At 41.3% G+C, this 20,936-nt stretch carries 18 protein-coding genes and 1 pseudogene; 6 read left to right on the plus strand and 13 right to left on the minus strand.

The annotated features are described in order from the left end of the window. Positions 1-142: 142 nt before the first annotated feature. Both petA and petC read right to left on the minus strand, forming a co-directional pair. Positions 143-1,144 (minus strand): cytochrome f, encoded by a 1,002-nt coding sequence (gene petA / locus BV375_RS23935; RefSeq protein WP_086765151.1) that lies wholly within the window; start codon positions 1,142-1,144, stop codon positions 143-145. A gap of 139 nt (positions 1,145-1,283) precedes the next feature. Further along, positions 1,284-1,823 carry a cytochrome b6-f complex iron-sulfur subunit gene (gene petC / locus BV375_RS23940; protein ID WP_086765154.1) on the minus strand — a complete coding sequence of 180 codons (540 nt, stop codon included), beginning with the start codon at positions 1,821-1,823 and terminating at the stop codon, positions 1,284-1,286. Positions 1,824-2,052: 229 nt separating this feature from the next. Here petC and BV375_RS23945 point away from each other — a divergent pair, with 229 nt between their 5' ends. After that, complete coding sequence (locus tag BV375_RS23945; protein ID WP_086765157.1) at positions 2,053-2,361, plus strand: DUF3067 family protein; 309 nt, start codon at positions 2,053-2,055, stop codon at positions 2,359-2,361. A gap of 69 nt (positions 2,362-2,430) precedes the next feature. Here the strand turns inward: BV375_RS23945 and BV375_RS23950 are convergent, their stop codons facing one another. The 4 genes from BV375_RS23950 to BV375_RS23960 all read right to left on the minus strand — a co-directional run bounded on the left by BV375_RS23950 (position 2,431) and on the right by BV375_RS23960 (position 6,148). After that, the gene (locus BV375_RS23950; protein ID WP_086765159.1) at positions 2,431-2,766 is read right to left on the minus strand and encodes a tRNA-binding protein; all 336 of its coding nucleotides are present in this window, start codon (positions 2,764-2,766) and stop codon (positions 2,431-2,433) included. Continuing rightward, a complete protein-coding gene (gene tatC, locus BV375_RS23955; protein WP_086765162.1) occupies positions 2,767-3,603 on the minus strand; it encodes a twin-arginine translocase subunit TatC in 837 nt (278 codons plus the stop codon). A 90-nt stretch (positions 3,604-3,693) separates the two neighbouring features. Further along, complete coding sequence (locus BV375_RS37135; RefSeq protein WP_166507515.1) at positions 3,694-3,861, minus strand: hypothetical protein; 168 nt, start codon at positions 3,859-3,861, stop codon at positions 3,694-3,696. Between the two features lie 91 nt (positions 3,862-3,952). Then, positions 3,953-6,148: a transglycosylase SLT domain-containing protein gene (locus BV375_RS23960; protein ID WP_086765165.1), complete on the minus strand. Its 2,196-nt coding sequence runs from the start codon at positions 6,146-6,148 to the stop codon at positions 3,953-3,955. Between the two features lie 747 nt (positions 6,149-6,895). On the opposite strand from BV375_RS23960, the gene BV375_RS23965 reads away from it, so the two are divergent. Together BV375_RS23965 and BV375_RS23970 are read left to right on the plus strand one after the other, a co-directional pair. Beyond that, on the plus strand, positions 6,896-7,141 hold the full coding sequence (locus tag BV375_RS23965; RefSeq protein ID WP_086765167.1) for a hypothetical protein: 246 nt from the start codon (positions 6,896-6,898) through the stop codon (positions 7,139-7,141). A gap of 12 nt (positions 7,142-7,153) precedes the next feature. Beyond that, positions 7,154-10,903: a PAS domain S-box protein gene (locus BV375_RS23970; RefSeq protein ID WP_086765170.1), complete on the plus strand. Its 3,750-nt coding sequence runs from the start codon at positions 7,154-7,156 to the stop codon at positions 10,901-10,903. Between the two features lie 62 nt (positions 10,904-10,965). On the opposite strand, the gene BV375_RS23975 is transcribed toward BV375_RS23970, so the two are convergent. The 4 genes from BV375_RS23975 to BV375_RS38825 all read right to left on the minus strand — a co-directional run bounded on the left by BV375_RS23975 (position 10,966) and on the right by BV375_RS38825 (position 15,276). After that, a complete protein-coding gene (locus BV375_RS23975) occupies positions 10,966-12,225 on the minus strand; it encodes an FAD-dependent hydroxylase (RefSeq protein ID WP_086765172.1) in 1,260 nt (419 codons plus the stop codon). 458 nt (positions 12,226-12,683) lie between these two features. After that, a complete protein-coding gene (locus BV375_RS23980) occupies positions 12,684-12,893 on the minus strand; it encodes a hypothetical protein (protein ID WP_086765175.1) in 210 nt (69 codons plus the stop codon). A gap of 1,475 nt (positions 12,894-14,368) precedes the next feature. Then, the gene (locus BV375_RS23985) at positions 14,369-15,127 is read right to left on the minus strand and encodes a YebC/PmpR family DNA-binding transcriptional regulator (RefSeq protein WP_086765179.1); all 759 of its coding nucleotides are present in this window, start codon (positions 15,125-15,127) and stop codon (positions 14,369-14,371) included. Between the two features lie 20 nt (positions 15,128-15,147). After that, positions 15,148-15,276 (minus strand): hypothetical protein, encoded by a 129-nt coding sequence (locus BV375_RS38825; protein WP_279432957.1) that lies wholly within the window; start codon positions 15,274-15,276, stop codon positions 15,148-15,150. Positions 15,277-15,287: 11 nt separating this feature from the next. Between BV375_RS38825 and BV375_RS23990 the strand changes: the two genes are divergently transcribed. Further along, positions 15,288-15,476, plus strand: a complete 189-nt coding sequence (locus BV375_RS23990; RefSeq protein WP_086765182.1) for a hypothetical protein — start codon at positions 15,288-15,290, stop codon at positions 15,474-15,476. Here the strand turns inward: BV375_RS23990 and BV375_RS23995 are convergent. Then, complete coding sequence (locus tag BV375_RS23995; RefSeq protein WP_086765185.1) at positions 15,458-16,687, minus strand: ABC transporter substrate-binding protein; 1,230 nt, start codon at positions 16,685-16,687, stop codon at positions 15,458-15,460. The genes BV375_RS23990 and BV375_RS23995 overlap by 19 nt on opposite strands. Positions 16,688-17,355: 668 nt before the next feature. Between BV375_RS23995 and BV375_RS24000 the strand changes: the two genes are divergently transcribed. Next, positions 17,356-18,873 carry a pyruvate kinase gene (locus BV375_RS24000; RefSeq protein WP_086765188.1) on the plus strand — a complete coding sequence of 506 codons (1,518 nt, stop codon included), beginning with the start codon at positions 17,356-17,358 and terminating at the stop codon, positions 18,871-18,873. 151 nt (positions 18,874-19,024) lie between these two features. Then, entirely contained in the window at positions 19,025-19,555 is a 531-nt protein-coding gene (locus BV375_RS24005) for a hypothetical protein (protein ID WP_086765190.1), read from the plus strand. A 43-nt stretch (positions 19,556-19,598) separates the two neighbouring features. Here BV375_RS24005 and BV375_RS24010 read toward each other — a convergent pair. Next, a pseudogene (locus tag BV375_RS24010) lies at positions 19,599-19,889 on the minus strand (hypothetical protein). Positions 19,890-19,907: 18 nt separating this feature from the next. Then, positions 19,908-20,603, minus strand: coding sequence for a hypothetical protein (locus tag BV375_RS37765; protein ID WP_208099179.1), 696 nt, complete (start codon positions 20,601-20,603; stop codon positions 19,908-19,910). Positions 20,604-20,936: the final 333 nt, after the last annotated feature.

The following is a 20,936-nucleotide window of genomic DNA, read 5'->3' on the forward strand; positions in this document are numbered from 1 at the left end:
TCTATGCCCTATCCCTTATGCAGCAACCTTTATAGGTAGGTTGTCACCCTCTGAGAACACTAACTTCGCTGGCGGCTGCATATTTTTGATAAAAAAAGACAGGCAAACTGCCTGTCTTAAAATAAATGAATTCGCAAATAATTTAGAAATTCATCTCAGCAGCTTGGACTTTCTCAACCTGCTTCTTCTTCAACACCAGCATGACTTGAGCCATCATCACAAGTGCGATGAATGCAATCAACCATTTGACTCGATTGGCATCTTGCAATACAATTTCTCCATCTGTTTGACCAAATCCACCAACGTTAGGATTGTTAGTCAAAGCATCACCAGCTTTCACAGTTTGCCCTTCGGACACAATCAGTTCTGGTCCTAGAGGAATCGTATCAGAGACAACTTCACCAGAGTCGGTTTTGATGCTCAGAACATATTTGACGTTACCGTCTCCATCTTCTTCTTTGGCAATCTTAGAGATCGTACCAGCAGCAGAAGCGTTATAAACTGCGTTGTTGCTCTTTTCACCAGTTGGGTAAACTTGTCCGCGTCCCCGGTTAGCACCTACGTGAACTGAATATTTACCGAAGTGGATATTTTTATCAGTTCCGGGGTTAGGGGAAAGAACTGGGAAGACGATTTCCTGATACTGTTCACCAGGTAAGGGCCCGACGATAACAACGTTTTCTTTATCTTCGCTGTAAGTTTGGAAGTAAGTATCGCCGACTTCTTCTTTAAGTTCTTCGGAAATCCGATCTTCGGGAGCAATCTTGAAGCCTTCGGGTAGCATCAATACCGCACCGACATTTAAGCCGACTTTAGACCCATCAGCACCTACCTGCTGGACGCTGGTATCGTAGGGGATTTTCACCACAGCTTTAAACACAGTGTCAGGTAGCACTGATTGGGGAACTTCCACTTCTGTCGGCTTGGCGGCTAAGTGACAGTTGGCGCAAACAATCCGCCCAGTCGGTTCGCGGGGGGTTTCTGGATAGGTTTGCTGGGCCCAGAAAGGATAGGCAGCAGCAGACTGCGGAAGAGCTAAATCGCTGGTGAAGTAAAATGTCACGGTAGCGATCGCTATGAGCAATGTTTTGACTATTGCTCTAGTACTGCGAGTAAACCTCGCTGTTATCGAAGCATTTCTCATCTCTATAAGGGCAACGATTCTCTCGTGAATTAGTCATTAGTCAAGGGTCATTAGTCAAAAGTCAAGAGTCATTAGTCATTACTCCCGATCAAAGGACTAATGACCAAAGACAAATCACAAATCACCAATGACAAGATAATTAAGCCCACCAAGGTTCTTCGCCGGTGCGGAAGTCGGTTTCAGTCCAAGGACTAACGACGACTTTGTCCTCTTGGACTTTAGTATGAGCCAAAGCCAAAGACAGAGGTGCTGGACCTCGGACAACTTTACCGGTGGCGTCGTATTGAGAACCGTGACAAGGACATTTAAACTTGTTCTCTGCCACATTCCAGGGGACAACACAACCTAAATGGGTGCAGATGGCATTAATGCCGTAATCGCCGATCGCCTCTTTGCTTTCTACGACAAGATAAGTGGGGTCGCCCTTGAGTCCTTGAACTAGGGCGCGATCGCCTACATTATGGCTTGCTAGAAATTTGTTGACGCTAACATCGTTGCCCAGCTCGTCTTTTGCCGTTGTACCGCCACCAGCGCCACCAGTAGCAGGTGGAATAAAATACTTGACAACGGGATACAATGCACCCAGAGCCACTCCAGTGACGGTTCCAAAAGTGAGCAGATTCATGAATTGACGACGCCCCATATCGGGCACGTCTGCTGATTCAGAAAATTGAGCCATAATCTACGCGCTCTTTGTGTATTTTGTTAAGCATTTTGATAAGAGTACTAGTAGTTGAGCAACTCTTATCTAAGTCGAAATGCTAACGCCCACAAAAATGCCATACTTCTCTGTTCCAAGATATTTCTAGCATCTTTTCTGTTAGCATTACATTTCTTTATATCCTTATCATACTTGAGTTACGGAACTTAACATCATAACTAAATGTAAAATCTAATTGAGACAACCTATGACAGGACAGGAATTACGTCAACTGTTGCTTGATAAGTGGGGACGCTCCTACGATGTGCAGTTACGGCGATCGCAGGGGAAAATATTTCTGCAAGTCATGTGGAAATATTTAGAGCAAGCCTCTTTTCCTTTAAGTGAAGACGAGTACCAAGATCATCTTGAGAGCATTGCCAATTACCTTCATGCCTTAGGTGGGACAACACAAGTCCAAACATTTATTACACAAACACGCGATCGCCCCCGACTTGGCAAAGCTGTAAGTATTCCTCTTGATTTGGGTGAGCGTTCTTCAGAATGGATATTATGAAATACTCTTGACAATTAACTTCTTTAAAGATATATGTACAAAGCTAAAAGGATTGCTATGTAAGAGTTACTATAAAATTCTTTTGCCCAAAACTACATCTCTATCTGGCTGAATTAAAACAACTTCACCACGATCAAGAACTACCCCTAAAACCAAAACTTCAGACATAAAATCTGCAATTTGGCGAGGTGGAAAGTTGGTGACAGCTAGTATTAATTTGTTAACTAAATGCTCTGGCTGATAAAGCTGAGTAATTTGGGCACTAGATTTTTTAATGCCCAAATCACCAAAGTCTATCCAAAGTTTATAAGCTGGTTTTTTGGCTGCGGGAAAATCCGCCACTTCGATAACTTTCCCAACTCGAATCTCGACTTTTTCAAAGTCTTCATAGGTGATTTGTGGCATTCATTTCCCTGTCAGCTTCACTAAACCAATCCCACCAAAATAAAGCCCTAGCACTGCACCTGCTAAGAGACTTTGGGTGAGAGGGTCAGTTGAAGGTGTGAGGACAGCACCTAAAACCACTGCACCCATAATTACATAACGCCAACCAGAAAACATTTGTTGAGAAGAAACGATTCCCAAAGCACCAAGCAGTAATTGAATAACAGGAATTTGAAATGCTATGCCTGTGCTAAATAATAACAACAAAACAAATTCAAAGTATTTTTCAATTGACCAAAGTTGTTCTACTACATCTGCACCGTAGCTAATAAAGAACTTCAAAGCTGCGGGGATAAGCAGAAAATATGCAAAGACTAACCCAGCCGCAAACAGCACACTCGACCCTAAAACTACAGGCCCTAGCAAGCGGCGTTCCCGGCGAGTTAGTCCGGGAAGCACAAACTGAATAATTTGGTAAAGGATGAAAGGGGTAGAAAGTAATAAGCCACTGTAAGCTGCAACTTTTAAAGAGACAAAGAAATATTCCCCTGGAGCAAGTTGGAGAAATTTTACTCCCTGTGCTGGAACTTCTAATAGCTGGACAATTGGCCTGACGTTGAAAAAACAGCCTACAACACCGACTGCAACAGCAATTAGCACATAGAAAATCCGTTGGCGTAACTCCTCTAGGTGGTCGAAAAATGACATTTCGACTTCATCTGGCAACTCATCAAGGGGATCAACATCAGAGTTGCCATATTCTTCCACGTCAATATCGGGTGAAGTTGTAGCAGCTGCATCTGGGTACTCCCCTGACGAATCAGACTGCGGTACAGTGTTTAAGTTTTGTGGCGTCATGATTCAGCGATTAGGCAACATTTGCTAACTATTTTACTGGGGAAGCTGTCAGGAAGAATGGTTGAAGAGTCATTGGTCATTTGTCATTTGTTATTCTCCTTTTCCCTGCAAAGTTCTGATGCCTTCAGCAACTCCTTCCGGTGTACGGAGGAAGCCTCGCAAGAGACTTCTCTCCTTGTCTCCCTTGTCAACGCCACTTGCTACAACGCGGGGAACCCGACGGACAGTTTGCTCAAGTCGGGAAACCCGCCCACGCAACTGTCCTCCGCAACGCAGTGGCTCCTCCTTGTCTTCCTTGTCTTCCCTATCCTCTTTGTCCCCTCCTTGCCCGCTGCTTCATTGTCACTAATTACTGTGTGGGCAATTTAGGGTGTGTAGCTGAATATTGTCCAACTAAGGCAGAAATTTCTGGGTTGTATAGCCGCAAATAATTCCAGTAGTTACCTAACACTTGACGCACGTAATTTTTGGTTTCATCAAAGGGGATTTTCTCGACAAATTCATCTGGGTCTTGTGTCGGTATAGTTTGCAGCCATTTGGAAACGTTGCCTGGGCCAGCATTGTAACTGGCGATCGCAAGCAAGGAGTTATTGTTATATTGCTGATGAGTATGGTCTAAATACCAAGTTCCCAGCATAATGTTGTCGTTAGGATCTTCTAAATTAATTGTTTTGCTATCTACCTTGATTTGTGGGGCGATCCATTTAGCTGTGCTTGGTAAAACCTGCATTAAGCCAGTAGCATTGGCGATAGATTTCACTTTAGGTTCAAACCGCGACTCTTGACGAATCAAAGCTGTTACTAACAAAGGATTGAGTTGACGTTGAGTAGACCACTTTTCAATCTCTTGGAGATAGGGAAAGGGATAACGAGCTTGCCAGTAAATACTTTGTTTGCTAAGAGCTTGATATTCGGCTTGTTCTTCTGGAGTTTCTCGGTCTTCTAATTTAGAAATCGTATCAATTCCTAATTTATTTTCTCCTCTGGCTAGTTGCATTAAACCTTCGGTAAATTGTTCTGCTACCGTGGGCTTATCCTTATTTTGAAATTCTGTTTCCCATTGCAACCAAGCATCTCGGTCTTGCCCTAAAAGATATAATTCTTTGAAAGTTTCAGAACCAGCCGTTGGTACAGGACGTTGAGGTGGGACTACTTCCGGCTTTAGTTGGCGCACGGTATTAAAGTTACCCACATTCAGCCCCAATATTGCTGCGGATCGCCATGCGTAGTAAGAGTAAGGAAACTGGCTAATCACATATTCATAAGCGGTTTTCGCTTCTTGCTGTTTCCCTAACAGAGTTGCCCATTTACCTACCCAAAAACCTGCTCTAGGAGCCAAAATGCTGGTGGGATTGTTGGTGGTAATTGGTTCTGCCCATTGCCATGCACCTGCATAATCTTTGGCTGTGGCTTTTTCTTGGGCGATTTTCCAACGGTATTCTGCGGCTTCATCAGAATTGCTGTATTTAGAAATCAATAATTGCCATGCTTGCTGGGCGGACTTATTATCCTTGAGTCCTTGGAAAATTTTGGCTTTTTCTACTAATGCCTTACTAGCTGCATCAGGAAATTTGGCGATCGCCTGGTTAAGATAGGGCAAGGCGTCTTGACGAGTTTTTGCCATTTCTGCTAACCGCAATAAGGCAGTTCCGCTTTCTTGCGCCTCTGGAAATTGTTGCACCAGTTGCTTATAAGTCGCGATCGCTTTTTCTCGGTTTTTGCCAGATACTTGCAACCCACGTCCAGTACGATAGAGGTTGAGCGGTGTTTTCGGTGCTTTGGCATAAGCATCGGCAGCTTTGTCAAATACATTATTTGTCCAGTAAGCTGTAGCGATAATTTCCCAATCTTCAGGTTTAAGAGTGAAACCTTTTGCTAAGTCATCCAAAACACCAACTGTTCCTGGTTGGTTAGCAGCGTATTTTGCCAAAATTAATTGTAATTGTGGCTGATTGGGATTTTCTTGTAGACGCTTGCGGATAATTTCCCAGGTTAGAGGATGAGAAGGAAATTGCGCGATCGCTAAATTCTGTTGCTTTGGTTGAGCAATTAGATAGATGGCTTTAACTGCGGCTGCTGTTTTAGGATACTGTTTCAGCACTTTTTGCCGCAGATCTGAGGCTTTACCATCTTCACCTAGCAAGTCTTGCGCTTGAGCTTGTTTCAGCAAAATGTAAGGGGCCAGAAGTGGATAGTCTTTCTCCAACCCTTCTAGTAAAACCAGTGCTTTTTTCGCTTGCGTTCTTTCAATATAGTCGCTAGCCAAAAGATAACGAGCACGTTCTCGGTCAGCCGAGCGAGGATTTTGGGCGATCTCTGCTAGTTTTGCTGCTCGTTCTGGCAGAGATTGTGATACCAGTGGGTACACGGCTGATTTGGCTTTGCTGGTTTCCGAAATCTGCTCAGGTGAATTATTGCCATGTTTTAGCCATTGCCCTAAGGATTTTCCAATCTCAGGTGCCGACACCATTGCTCCGGCTAAAAAGGCACATAGTCCTGCACCAGCAATTAGAGGAATTGGATTTTTTTTAAGCTGCTTCAGCATGAATACCCGCTGAAAATTTCAGGTGAATTTCTTGAAACTTTAGCATTACTGACGGTCAGTGTCGCCACTTTTTCATTTTTGATTTTTAATCTCATCTCAAACCAAGCAAATCTCCGAATTTTAAGATTTGCCATGATTGGACTTACTTCTAGCGCATTAGCGATCCCATAACATCTATCTCTTAGTAGAGGATAGACCAATTTTTCCGGAAATGCAGCGTCGGCAACACACTTAATGAAAGTTAATTTATCTTTTGCTCTAGGTAGCCTTTATCTAAAATATCAGGCGAAATACTGAAGTAAAAACCGCCAATACTCAGGCGGGATCATCTGTAACTAAATACCAAAGAAAAATTACTGTGTTTTTTAACTAGTAAGTTTGGGTGAACAAATTATATGTAGTCTAACTTCTATATTCATTCATTATTTTTTATTGATATTCATTTAATAAAGCAACTCATGTATAGAAATTTTGTTTAAATAAAATAGCTAGAAAGATAATTAAATTTAAATTATAAAATTTAATTTAAAATTGCTAAAGTGCTTAATTTAAGCGCGCTGTAACATTTGTAAAAATAGTAAATCTTTAATAATATCTCTATATTTATACACTTTTGTAGTAGTTATATTGGCAGAGAGGCGAGATATAGCAGAAATTATATTCATCTTTAAAATATTTCCTAAGTAAGAGACAAATAGTGCAATATTTGCCTTATTGTCTATTCTATATATAAGAATAAAAAATAAGATGTCTTTAATCAAGCAGCTGAAAATTTTAGACTTAGTTCTTGAGCTTCAGCAGCAAATTCATCTGTCTTTGGAAAAGTTTACTGCTAGATATGGCGGACTACTCCAAATAGCTAACTGCTGTTTTAAGCAGAAGCAGAATGGATGGACAAAACTATCACAGCGGATTTGGAGGCAGATTGAGGAGTTGCTGCACTTTCTCAAAAAGCGCAGACAAATACTTAGTAACCAAATACTTAAAGAGTGAGGAGCAGAGACTGTGACCATAGAAGCAAAAGTAAATAATCCTGCTGCTCGGATTCTCTTAGCTAATAACGATGCGCAAATGCGCGATCGCTTGCAGCAACTGTTAAGCCAACGTTATCAAGTTTACTTAGCAGTCGATGGGATAGATGCTTTAACTAATATCCAACAATTAAAGCAGCTGCCTGACTTAGTGATAGCTGATGTGATGATGCCAAGAATGGATGGGTTGGAGTTGTTGCGATCGCTGCGCTCAAATTCGCAAACGCAAGATATAAGCATCATTCTGCTGTCAACAGGAGCCGAGGAAGACCTTTGTGTGGCAGCGCTAGAAGCGGGAGCCGATGATTATCTCAGTCAGCCTTTTTCCGACTCTCAACTGTTATGTCGAATCGAGGTAAATCTGAAGATAAGTCGGTTGCATCAAGCAACAGTGCAGCGACAGCAACAATTGCAAGCTGAGTTAAAAACTAAAAAAGAGCAAGTCATCACCATTTTAGAAAGCATGACCGATGCCTTCTATACTTTGGATCGTGATTGGTGTTTCACCTATATTAATAGTTGCGGGGAGCGCATCTTAGGTAAATCTCGCGATGAACTGCTGGGCAAAAACATCTGGGAGCAATATCCAGTATTAGCTAATACTCAAGTCTATGAGCAATATCATCGCGCTTGTGTGGAAGGTGTCCCAATTAACTTTGAATTTTACTATCAGCCTTGTGATTGTTGGTACGATATTCACGTTTATCCCTCAGAGCAAGGCATAAACGTATATTTTCAGAATATCAGCGAACACCAAACAGCGCTGCGCGATCGCCAGCAGGCAGAAGAGGCATTTCAGGAACAGGAAAGGAAATATCGATACATCTTTGAAGCCGCAGGTGTAGCGATTTTTGAAGAAGACTTTTCGCTGGTTAAAGCCGCCCTTGATGATTTGAAAGCCCAAGGCATCCAAGATTTTCGTACCTTCTTTGCCGAAAACCCTAAATTTGTCCAACAAGCAATGGGCATGGTGAGAATTACCAATGCCAATAATGCAGCGGTGCAGATGTTTGGTGCAGCAGACAAAAGTGAACTGCTGGGTTCGCTAAAACAAATATTTGTGCCGCCAACCTTAGAAGTATTTGTTCAAGAACTTCTTGTGCTCGTTGCTCACCAAACCTATTTTGAATCAGAAACTATTCTCCAAACTCTTCAGGGAGAGCATTTGAATGTCTGGTTTACAATCACGTTTCCGCCAGCAAATTCCAAATTTGACAGCGTATTAGTGAGCATGATGAATATCACTCCTCACAGACAGGCAGAAGCAGCAGTGCGAGCTAGCCAAGAACGGCTGAGGAGTTTCTTTGAAGCGAATTTAGTTGGGATTCTCTTTAGTCATGAGGATGGTAGCATTCTAGAAGCCAACGACGAGTTTTTGCGAATTGTCGGCTATAGCCGCGCCGATCTTCAAGCAGGTAGACTTAGTTGGGTGAATCTCACGCCACCAGAATACTTAGATTTAGATGAATTAGGTATCGCTGAAGCCAAAGTTAAGGGTACTTGTACCCCCTATGAAAAAGAATTCATTCGTCAAGATGGTTCTCGCGTGCCTGTTGTAGTTGGCTACTCCTTGTTACGCGAGTCTCAAAAGCAGTCAGTTACTTTTATTCTTGACATTAGTGGGCGCAAACAAACTGAGAGAGCGTTACACCAAAGTGAAGAGAGATTTCAGGCTTTTATGGACAACAGCCCAGCCGCCGCCTGGATTACGGATGCTCAAGGGCATATACTTTACCTGAGTCCCACTTATTACCGCACATTCCAATTATCAACAACCGACGTGATCGGTAAAACTGTCTTCGATCTCTACCCTACTGAAGTTGCTCAACAATTTCTCAAGAATATCAAAAAGGTTGTCCAGACAAATCAGGTCGTTGAGGCGATTGAGTTAGCCCCACTGCAAGATGGCACAATGGGCGACTTTTTGGTTTATAAGTTTCCCATTACCGATCCTTCTGGGCAAAGTTTAGTAGGAGGAGTTGCCGTTGACATTACCGAACGCGAACGCGCACTTCGACAACGCCAGCAAGCAGAACAAGCTCTACAAAAACATAGTGAACGACTGAAACTGCTCTCGGAAACAGCTAGCGATTTGCTTTCAACTGAGCATCCATTAGAGTTAATGAACGATTTGTTCGGCAAACTCGCAGCCCAGATGGATTTACATTGTTACTTCAACTATTTGATTGATACACAGGAAGATAGGCAAAAACTGCGCTTGAAGTCGTGGAGTGGGATTGACGATCAAGTAGCTGAGTGCATTGAATGGCTGGAACTTGGTCAAGGGATTTGTGGATTAGTTGCACAACAACGTCGTCAAATTGTTGTCAACAACGTGCAATACTCTACTTATCCAAATAACCATATCCTTTGTGCTTTAAAAATTACAGCTTATGCAAGTCAGCCGTTAATTGTTCAAGGAAAGTTACTTGGTGTACTTTTCTTTGCCAGCCGCACTCGTAGCCACTTTACCCCAGAAGAGATGGCGCTGCTGCAAGCAACTTCCGACCAAGTGGCAGTTGCTTTAGAACGTGCTGATTTGATGGCTTCTTTACAACAGCAAACAGAGCAATTAATCCAAGCTAACCGACTCAAAGATGAATTTTTAGCAGTTCTCTCCCACGAACTGCGCACGCCACTCAACCCAATTTTGGGATGGTCGAAGTTACTGCAAACTCAAAAGTATGATGAAGCAACTACTGCCCGTGCTCTGGAAACCATTGAGCGCAACGCCAAGCTTCAGACCGAGTTAATTGAAGATTTGCTGGATGTCTCTCGGATTCTGCAAGGGCAACTCAGCCTCAATATTACTCAAGTCGATCTAGCAACAACGATCGCCGCAGCTGTCGAAACCGTGCAGTTAGCTGCTGAAGCAAAATCAATTCAGCTTCAGGTACTAGTGGAACCAAATGTTGGTCAGGTTTCTGGTGATAGCAGTCGTTTACAGCAAGTCGTTTGGAACTTAGTTTCCAACGCTGTGAAGTTCACACCGCCAAATGGACAAGTAGAAATTCGTTTAGCATCGTTGGGTTCCGAGGTGCAGTTGCAGGTGCAGGATACAGGTAAAGGCATTAGCCCTGATTTTTTACCTTATGTATTTGACTACTTTCGCCAAGCTGATAGCACGAATACCAGGAAATTTGGGGGATTGGGTTTAGGACTAGCCATTGTCCGTCACCTTGTCGAGCTACATGGTGGCACAGTGAAGGCAGAAAGTCCCGGAGAAGGAAAAGGAGCAACCTTTACAGTCACGCTGCCATTAATACAGACCTATTTAGACAGCAATCAAGGTGATAAACAACTAGATGAATGCCCCGATCTCAATGGAGTAAAAGTTCTTGTTGTCGATGATGATTTCGATAGCCGAGATTTGATTAGTTTCTTTCTAGAGCAGTTAGGAGCAGAAGTTACCCAAGTGCGATCGCCTACCGAAGCTCTACAAGCCATAACTGAGTTCCATCCAAATGTCCTATTGAGCGACATTGGGATGCCAGAAATCGATGGTTACATGCTAATCCGTCAAATTAGAGCTATGCCTCCAGAGTTAGGAGGGGAAATTCCTGCGATCGCACTCACGGCCTATGCTGAAGATAGTAACCAGCAACAGGCACTATTAGCTGGCTTTCAAACTCATATTACCAAGCCTATCAACCCTGCGAATTTGGCTTTAGTTATTGCTCAAGCAGCAGGGTTAGAGGATAAGGACAAGGCACATGGGGACTAGGGGACAAGGAAGAAAAGGGGAAGAAATGACGAATGACAAATGACAAATGTCAAATGCCCAACTTACCTTTTTGCTAATTCTGGAGTCCGACCTTTTAAGCCAATCATGAATTTGAGAGTATAGATTTTTAGCATTGGCACTCGTCGCATAATCCATAAACCTAGACGACGAACCAGCAACACAGGTAAGAAGTTGTTAGAAAACATCCGATCTAATAAATCAGTGAAACCTAATATTGCTAGGTTTTCTCGTTGACGCCAGCGTTCATAACGTTTGAGGATTTGGATTTTGCCAATGTCTTCACCAGCTGCGTTTGCTGTTTGCAAGACTTGCGCTAAAGCAGCTGCATCTCGAATGCCTAGATTTAAACCTTGTCCACCAACAGGATGGCAATTGTGAGCTGCATCTCCAATTAATGCCAATCGGGGTAAGACATAGCGATCGCTTTGCATGAGTTGCACTTGGAAAATGAAGCGATCGCCTAGTAATTGCAACTTACCCATCTGATTACCAAAGCGACGGGTGAGTTCTTGTAAGAATTGCTCATCATCCAATTCACATAAAGCTTTGGCTTCTGCGTGAGGCGCTGTCCAGACAATCCGACAACGGTTTCCCGGTAAAGGTAAAATCGCAAACGGCCCGCTAGTCCAAAATTTTTCGTAGGCGGTATTATTGTGGGGTTTTTCTGGTTGGACAAAGGCGACGATACAAGATTGCCAATATTTCCAGCCTAGAGTTTTAATTCCCGCAGCTTGGCGAATAGGCGATCGCGCTCCATCGGCGGCTACTAGTAATTTGCTCCGAACTGTGTGGATCTGTTCCGCCACTTTAATATCGATGGCTACTATGTCTTGCTGGTACTGTGTGTTGACTACCTCTGCGGGACATAAATAAGTAACATTGGCGCAATCGCGGACAAACTCCTGCAAAGGATGCAATAGCGCTTGGTGTTCTGCTACATAACCCAACTCTGGCGTACCTAAATCTGCTGTTTCAAATTCCACTACTTCGGAATAATCGGCATCAGAGAGGCAAACACGGTTATATTGAGCAATTTCTGGTAATATTTTGTCCCAAATACCAATTCCTTGGTAAATTAGTGCGGAAAGCATGTGAATTGCGTAGGCTTGCCCTTTAGCTACTGCGGCTGATGTTACTTTGGCTTCTAGTAGTAGTATATTCAAGCCTGAATCTTTTAAGGCAGAGGCTAGGGTTAATCCAATAATCCCGCCACCGACAATTACCAAATCATAATCGTATCCCCGCTTGTCTGTGGATGTTTGGGGAGGGGTTAGGGTTTGCAAAAGCTGTGTTAGCGGCATTGTTAAGAGAAATTACAGCATTTTAACTATTATTCTGACGCAATGCCGGGGTTAAGAGCAAGTTATATAGCAATCCGCGTAGCAGTTGTGAAATGACTCGTTGAGTCAGGAAACAAGGATATACAAATGTACTTTGTTCTTTCACAAATGGAATAGGACTACTAAGTGGAACGGTGTGGAAAAACAAAACTATGTTAAGAAAAATCAAATAGGCTTAAATCCTCTTTCCTTCTGCCTTCTGCCTCCTGCCTCATCCCAACGATAAATATTCACGCCGACCTACTTAGGTTAACCAATTTCAACAAGAAAAAACCTCGCTGATTGCTGAGGAACGCGGCGAGGTTTAATATTATTATCTTGAGCAAAGATAAATAAAAAAGCTAGGTTGAAAAGCTACTATAAACTATTGAAAACATTAGTAATCAATGCTTTCAGATAGTATCCTTAAATGAAAGAACTTACTTTTTAGTTACTGCTGAACTAGTCTTGTGCTTGAGATGTTTTCTATGGTGTTTAACATGCTTAACTTTGCCACCATTAGCTTTAGTTGAGGCTACATGATGAGTCTTATGTACAGTTGCAGCTTCAGCTTGAAAAATGGGTGCAGACATAGCTACAGGGGTAGCGATCACTAGAGCAAAAAGTAAACCTTTAGCTAACTTATTCATGAGAGACTTACGATTTATTTAGTTAAAGAACCAACGATGTAACTATGGCAGAGTCATATGTCGATAATTTGTTATTTATATGAAGTTTCAGTGTATATTTTTACTTTAAGCTCTGTATTTATTGTAAATATATTTTTATTGCTCTGTTGGGATAATAGTTTAATTTTGTTAAGCAAATATCCATAAATAAAAAGCTATGTAAAGTGCAGATAAGCTAGAGAAAAACTATACTTACTTCTCTAGCACTCCTATTTTATTGGTGAATGTAATCGTAAAGAAACTATATAAGGAACAGAACATAAATTGGACTAGTAGGTCGCTTCTTCAAAAGACAAACCAGATTTTCTTAGGAGTCATCTCCAATTTTTTGAAATTTTAGTAGGCACTTAAGCTTCAAGACAAGGTGATTATTTCACAAATCAAACACTAGTTAGAGATGAATACAAGTATTTTTTAATCTGCCTACGATGCTTTGCTTGCAAGGTTTTCAATCTCTAGCAGATTCATTATGCTGAAGTCAAAATTCTAATTTTTAAAACTAGCTATAAAGCCTATTTAATTTCTTAATACTGAATTTTTGCTTCTAAATTATGCTATTAAATCCATAATTGTTTGGGCAATTTTAACTAAATTAACAATAAAAAACCTGCTACCAAAGGCAGCAGGCTTAAATGGTATAGTGTGTAGTTACGGGAAAATCAAAAAATAATTTTTTATCTGCTATGGAATATAGAAATTAGCAGCCATTGTTTATTGGCGAAGGTTGCTGTTTAAAAACCTCAAACTTTGGTTATTAAATAGGTTTGCGGTTAATACAGCTAAAAATAGAGCCAAGCTTGCAAGTTAATGCCAATTTCTCTACTTGATATTTTTCATATCTATTGAATAGCAGACCATAATAGTATCGCAAAATAATTTGAAATTATCTTGTTTTTTATATAAATTTTATATGTAGATTTTTATATTTTTCTCTGAAAAAATTGTTTCTTTGAACCGATATGTCATCCAACATACCAGAATTTTGATATAAAAATCTTATAGTTACTTGCACAAGACTCAAAATAAAAAAAAACTTTCATCATAGCAGCAAGCCCAAATATTAAAAAGCCTGTTTCGAGAGTAAAAGCACATTTATTGGCTTAAGCACCAGTGTTAGCAAAAATAAATTTGGCTTAAATTGAGATAAGCCAAGGGCTACAAGATAAACGAAATGTTCAATCTAAAAACAGAGCTTTAACCAAAGTATTTATGGGAAATGTCATTTATTTATTAACAGTCATACCATGTCATAGCCGTATGTCATCAGTTTGCAATTTCTATGAAATTTTTATGTCTGTTTTGGAATCATCCCAAATGTGCCAATACGCCACAGGTTTGGCTTGTGTAAGCATACCCTTCTAAGGTATTGCTGCAAAATTGGGATTTTACCTCTATTTTTAAATATGTGATTTAGACAACAAATTATTAATATTCTTCTAGGCAATACTCACAGCCATGAGACTTTCTGCCATATCAAAATTTGATGTAACATTTTGAACATCATCTAAACCTTCCAAAGTGTCAATTAACTTTAGAAGCGATCGCGCCTGATCGGAATCGGTAACTTCGACAGTATTACTAGGAATCCAGCGCAATTCTGCATCCGTTACCTTAAAGCCTTTTTCATTGAGAGTTTTGTTGAGAGTCTCTAAATTTCCTACTGCACTAAATACTTCCGCCATCTCATCCTCAGCCATTTCGTAAGACTCAGCTTCACCTTCTAGGGATGCTTCTAAAAGTTGTTCTTCATCAACTACTCCCTGGACTGTACAAACGCCTTTTTGCTCAAACATCCAGCTAACACAACCTGTTTCACCAAGATTGCCACCATTTTTACTAAAAGCGGCACGTAAGTCAGCAGCAGTACGATTGCGATTATCTGTAAGGGCTTCTACCAAAATCGCTACACCACCAGGGCCGTAACCTTCATAGCGAATCGCTTCTAGACTGGCGTTATCTCCACCAAATGTACCTGCACCTTTAGCGATCGCGCGTTCAATATTATCATTGGGAATTCCCGCCGCCTTAGCTTTATCAATTGCTGTCCGCAGTTGAAAATTGCCGGCTGGATCTGGTACACCACTTCTAGCCGCAACAATAATTGCCCGCGACAGCTGGGTAAAGGTCTTTGCCCTTTTTGCATCTACTACTGCTTTTTGGCGCTTAATATTGGCCCATTTACTATGTCCTGCCATAACCTGAACTTAACTCTATTTCAAAATTTAGGATATACGTAGGTTTCACCAAAATGCAAAGTGACTGGTGAAAATCCTGACCTCAGATGATTGTGCAACACTTGATTAAAATGCCAGAGTTGTGGCGATCGCTTTTGAAAATTGGTCATTAATCTACTTCATGTACAACTTTTTTGCGACTCCTCACCATCTCCAGCGAAAAAGAAAGAAATTACCACGCTACTTAAGACGCTGGGTGTTGCTGCTGCTAGTGGGTATTTTAACTTTAACTGGATGTCATGCTCTCTTGCGGCGGGCTGAAGAAGCAAAAGTGATTCATGTAACCTGCTACTATTTGACATTTAAGTAAGCAAATTTACCATTAATACCGTTTGCCTCCATCTTCAGTTGAGCAACATAAAACTCTTTTTGAATTACATCACCCACTGGTGTAAAAGCGATTTCACCAAGAGGAGTTTGATAAGTTCCTTTGAGTAGCTCCTTATTTAAGGCTGTACGTAACTGTGGCAGAGTCAAATTGCTAATTTTGCTTTTTTTATCTAAAGATTGCAGTGCTTCTACATATACCTGTAAGGCTGCAAAAGCTTGAGCGCTAACCTGGGGTGGTTCTCTATGGTATTGCTCAAAGTATGCTTTGCGAAATGCAGTGTTAATTTCGCTTTGATATTCAGGACTATAAGCTTGAGCAATAATTACGCCATCACAAAGTGTTCTACATACAGAAAATATATGAGATGTATTAAATCCATTACCACCAATAATTAATCCTTTATAACCAAGTTCTCGTAGCTGTTTAACTAAATTTCCTCCATCAACAGCCAACCCAGATATAATCGCTAAATCTGGTTTTAAATTAATCGCACTGCTGGCTTGAGTTTGAAAATCTGTATCTGTAGTTTGAAATTTTTGGACTGTGACTAAATTCAATCCTAAATCTTTAACTGTTTTCTGAAAAATTTCTGTTTCTGATTTATTAAATGCATCATTTTGAGCATAAAAGACAGCTACTCTTTTGATTTGAGGATTTTGTTTGAGTGCAGCTTTCACCGCATAAGGAGCGACGACAGCCACAGATGAAGAAACACGTGCGACATAATCACCAATTTCGGGAATGCCCTTAGCGGTATTTGATGCGCCGATAACTGGAACTTGATTGCGTTCTGCTATGGGGTCAACGCTAAAAGCTTGTTGTGACAGAGTAGGGCCAATAATGCCAACAACTTTATTTTGATTAATTAAACTTTGAAATGCATTAACGGCTCCAACTTCATCACCACCAGTATCTTGAAATATTAATTTAATAACTTTACCGTTGATACCGCCTTTATCATTAAAATACTTTTGAGCAATTTTTACTCCATCAGTTCCCTCTTGTCCAAGTAATGCGACATTGCTCGTTTGCGCAAAGGCAATACCAATAGGAATAGCATTAGCTGCATTTGATGTCGTTGTGGGATTATTTGCGGAATCTACACCAATACTGCCACTTTTACCACAGGCTGTCAGTAGCATAGAACTTATCAATAATAATGCTGTTTGATGAGCGATCGCATTTTTCATAGATACGTGACCAGGATATTTCTTATGATAATACTGCTTGCCTAGACGCTCACACCTGGTACAACCTAGCCATAAGTCAAGAATCATGGTTCAACAGCTAGACATAAAACCTGTTTTACTTGTGAATTTTGAATTATTATTCCTGAAGTCTGCTGTATCTTTGATCTGCATATAAACTTCAATTTATTAACAATAATATTAATTTGAGTAACCAAGATTCCAATGCTGATGACTCAGGTTTAAACCTTGATAAAAACATTTTTGATATTTTTCATTAACAGACCACAATTTATCAGGTAAATCTCAATTTTGTTAGCTATGTTAGCGCGCTGCAAAACACCAATCTCTATTATTTGTTTTTTGACAAAGTAGCTGTATCAAATTACTACTAAATTTTTCCTAGACTGAAACTGTTCTACCGTAAGTTTTCCGTCTTCTGCATTGCAAGGAGAAATCAGAAATTTTTTGCAGTTAAATTGTTGATTATTCTTAGCCTTGTTATATTAAGCCAAGGTTAAAAATTAGTTAAATGCATTTTAAAAAAGTTTAGTAATAATAGATTTCATCAACCTTGTAAAATAGTTGTCTCCTTCACAATTTCCTCAGATAGTTACTTGATAATCAAGGCGTATTAGTAGAAAGGAAAATCTTGTAAAAAGGAAACAATTATGTCTAATTTAGATAGAAATGATGAGATTTTATGTAATTACTCAGGTTTGAGTTTATCCGATGCTCAAGATTTGTTAAATACGCTGCAACAGTTGCGTCAGTTGGTGATAGAGGAAGGAGAAAAAATCTTTAACCAGTGGCGATCGCACATCCAAAGGCAAATTTTTGTAAACAGTAGCCTCAATCTTGCTTACTACTTGGCACTACGACGACACGATTTGCGCCAAGTGCAAGCAGCTTTGATGCCTTGGGGTTTGTCTTTGAGGCGAATTGAAGTACAGATATTGCCGAATTTAGATGCAGCGATCGCAACTTTGGGAGCAATTTGTCAAGCAGATCCAGATTCCCTACCCAGCCGTCCATCACTTGCAGAGTTTTTTGCAGGCGATCGCTTGTTGCAACAACATACAGAAGAGCTATTCGGTAACACCCGCAACCATCGTTGGGTGAGAATTATGGTGACTTTACCGACACCAGCCGCCAGCAATTATGAATTGGTGCGGGATTTGATTCAACGCGGATGTGATTGTGTGCGCATTAACTGTGCCCACGACACTGTTACCGAATGGTCATCTATGATTGCTAATGTCAAGCTAGTGGCAATAGAAACAGGACTTCGTTGCAAGGTGCTGATGGATTTAGGTGGTCCCAAGCCACGAATTGGGATGGCGATCGCACCCCAATCTCCACAGCGTATATACCGAGGTGATTGTATCTTGCTCACTAGTAATTTACCTACCACAATCTGCTCTGACTGTTTCCAGGCAAATTGCTCCCTCCCCGAAGTCTTAAATCAATTACAAGTTGGTGCTACTGTTTGGATTGATGATGGTAAGCTTGGCGCGCAGGTTGAATCTTTAGCGCCTGACGGGGTAATGTTACGCGTCACCCATGCTAACTTAAAGGGCAGTAAAATTCCTCACCAAAAAGGTCTTAACTTTCCTGATACTGATTTGCTGCTTAATCCGCTAACAGGAAAAGACTTGCAAGATTTGGATTTTGTGGCAGCAAATGCTGATATTGTGGGCTATTCCTTTGTACAAAAGCCAACAGATATAGAGCTTTTGCAACAAGAGTTACAACGCAGAATGCCGAATAATTCTCCTGCTATTGTGGCGAAGATTGAAACATCCCAAGCTGTACGCAATCTTCCAGAACTAATTGTGCAGGCAGCAGGCAAACAGCCATTTGGGATTATGATTGCCAGAGGAGATTTAGCAATCGAGATTGGCTATCAACGTTTGGCAGAAATTCAAGAAGAGATTCTCTGGCTGTGTGAAGCTGCTCATGTCCCCGTAATTTGGGCTACACAGGTTTTAGAAAATCTGGTGAAGAATGGGATTCCCTCACGAGCCGAGATCATAGATGCAGCAATGGCAGAACGGGCGGAATGTGTCATGTTAAATAAAGGGCCGTTTATCGCCGAAGCTGTCACGATTCTAGATGATGTCTTAACTAGAATGCAGGCGCATCAACAGAAAAAGACACCTCAGTTGCGAGCGTTAAACTCGTGGTAATTTCTCATTATGTAGGTCGGCGTGAATATTTATCGTTGGGATGAGGCAGGAGGCAGGAGGAAAGAGGGTTTAAGCCTATTTGATTTTTCTTAACATAGTTTTGTTTTTCCACACCGTTCTACTTATGTTTGTAATTTGCTGGTATTGATTAATGCTTATTAATGCTGATACTAAAATTCCCTTCCCACGCTCTCTAGTCTATGCTACCTATCGCGACAAACTTGCTGAGTTAGTTCCTTACATGCCAAACGTGCGCTACATCAAAGTTAAATCGCGTCGTGAAGCCGATGGCAAAGTTGATAGTGTCAATGAATGGCACGGTGGTAGTGAAATTCCTGCGGCAGCAAGAGCTGTACTCAGTGAAGATATGCTTTCTTGGACAGAATACAATACCTGGAATGAGGCTGACTTTCAACTGATATGGCGGATTGAAACTCACGCTTTTACAGAAGCAGTCAAGTGTTCTGGTACAAATCGCTTTTTGGAAGACGGTAATAATACAATAATTGAAAGCCGAGGGGAACTAGTAATTGACCCCAAACAAATCAAGGGAGTACCATTCTTCCTCACAGGTACTATTGCCCATGTAGTCGAAGATTTCTTAGGAAAAAATATCGAACCCAACCTACTAGCGATGAGTGTAGGAGTGCGTCAGTATCTAGAGCAAAATGCTAAAGATTGAAAGGCAGCAGATCATAATTTGATGATTCGTCATCTATGGTTAATTAACTTGCGATCGCACCTGACTTTTTACGGTTAGGACGCTTGCGTTCTGATTTTTTCTTCAATCCCACCGCTTGGGCTTGATCGCTATCCGATCCATATTGCCCGCGTATAACTTCTTTCATCGCTAAGACAGCATTGTGAAATTCCCATTCTGCCCGCATTGAATTATAAAGTGGTGAGACGCTTTTTCTTAAACCTTCAAGACCTTAACAACGCTTGAGATTATTAAAAACATCATCGCTCAGAAATTGATTCTGCGATCGCGTTACAAAATGAAGATGAGTAACAATGCGATCAATGGCTAATCTTTATTCTAACGAGAATTTCCTCTGAACAATCAGATACCTAAGATCCCCGACTTTTTGAAAAAGTCGGGGATCTGGTTTTGAAATGAATAAATACCTGCTAACCACCGTCGCGCAATAATTGTAGATTTTTACGGATACGAATTGTAGTAACAAAGCGGCTGTTTCAAACTCAAATTTATACTGCGAAATCCAATCAATTGCAATTCTCGCATAGGGTAAAAGTCGCTCGCAATCCTGCCAATTTGCATATTCAGCATTCGGAAAGACTTGTGTAACTGCACAAACAGTTCTTTCTGCCCAAAGACGGCGGCTGTCTTCATCCATCTCGGCTTTTAACACTTCCTGCACTAAGCGGTGAATATCTAAGGTTTTATTTGACGGGTTGCGCAGGTATGGTATATTCCACAGTTCTGCCGTTACAATTTCGTCGTTATTCGGTAGCGGGAGGATTTCTGCCAATACCTGTTGAAGTACCTGCAAACCACAACCCGTTGATCCTTCCACCCACCTCAACAATGCAGAAACGCGATCGCCTTGAGGTGCAGTCAGCGGTGGAATTACATTATTTGGCACATCCACTGCAATCAGCAGCATATCCAACTGCTGCGACGGTAAATCATTGAGCAGTTTAATGAGTGCCGAGCGATCGCTCAATCTAGGGTGTTTTGTTGCACAGCGCAACGCACCGATAGACATGATAATACCAATTTGAAAAAAGAATGCGACAGATTGTAGGGGCACGGCACTGCCGTGACCTCTAGAATATTTATTGATGTGTCGCAAACATTATTTGATTTGGTATAACGAAGTGCGATCGCTTGAGAAAAGATGTCTCGTAAGGGCATGGCAATGCCCTTACGTGTCAACTTAAGCTAAAAGCTATATACGGCGGGCGTTGTACAAATACCTCGTGCCCTCATCCCCTAACCCCTTCTCCCCCAGGAGAAGGGGAACTAAATCTCTTGCTCCCTTCTCCCACAGGGAGAGGGGCTGGGGGGGGGGGCAAAACCTTGCACAAGAGCGGGTTTC

Origin of the sequence: Nostoc sp. 106C, assembly GCF_002154725.1 — a bacterium.
Lineage (GTDB): Bacteria > Cyanobacteriota > Cyanobacteriia > Cyanobacteriales > Nostocaceae > Aulosira.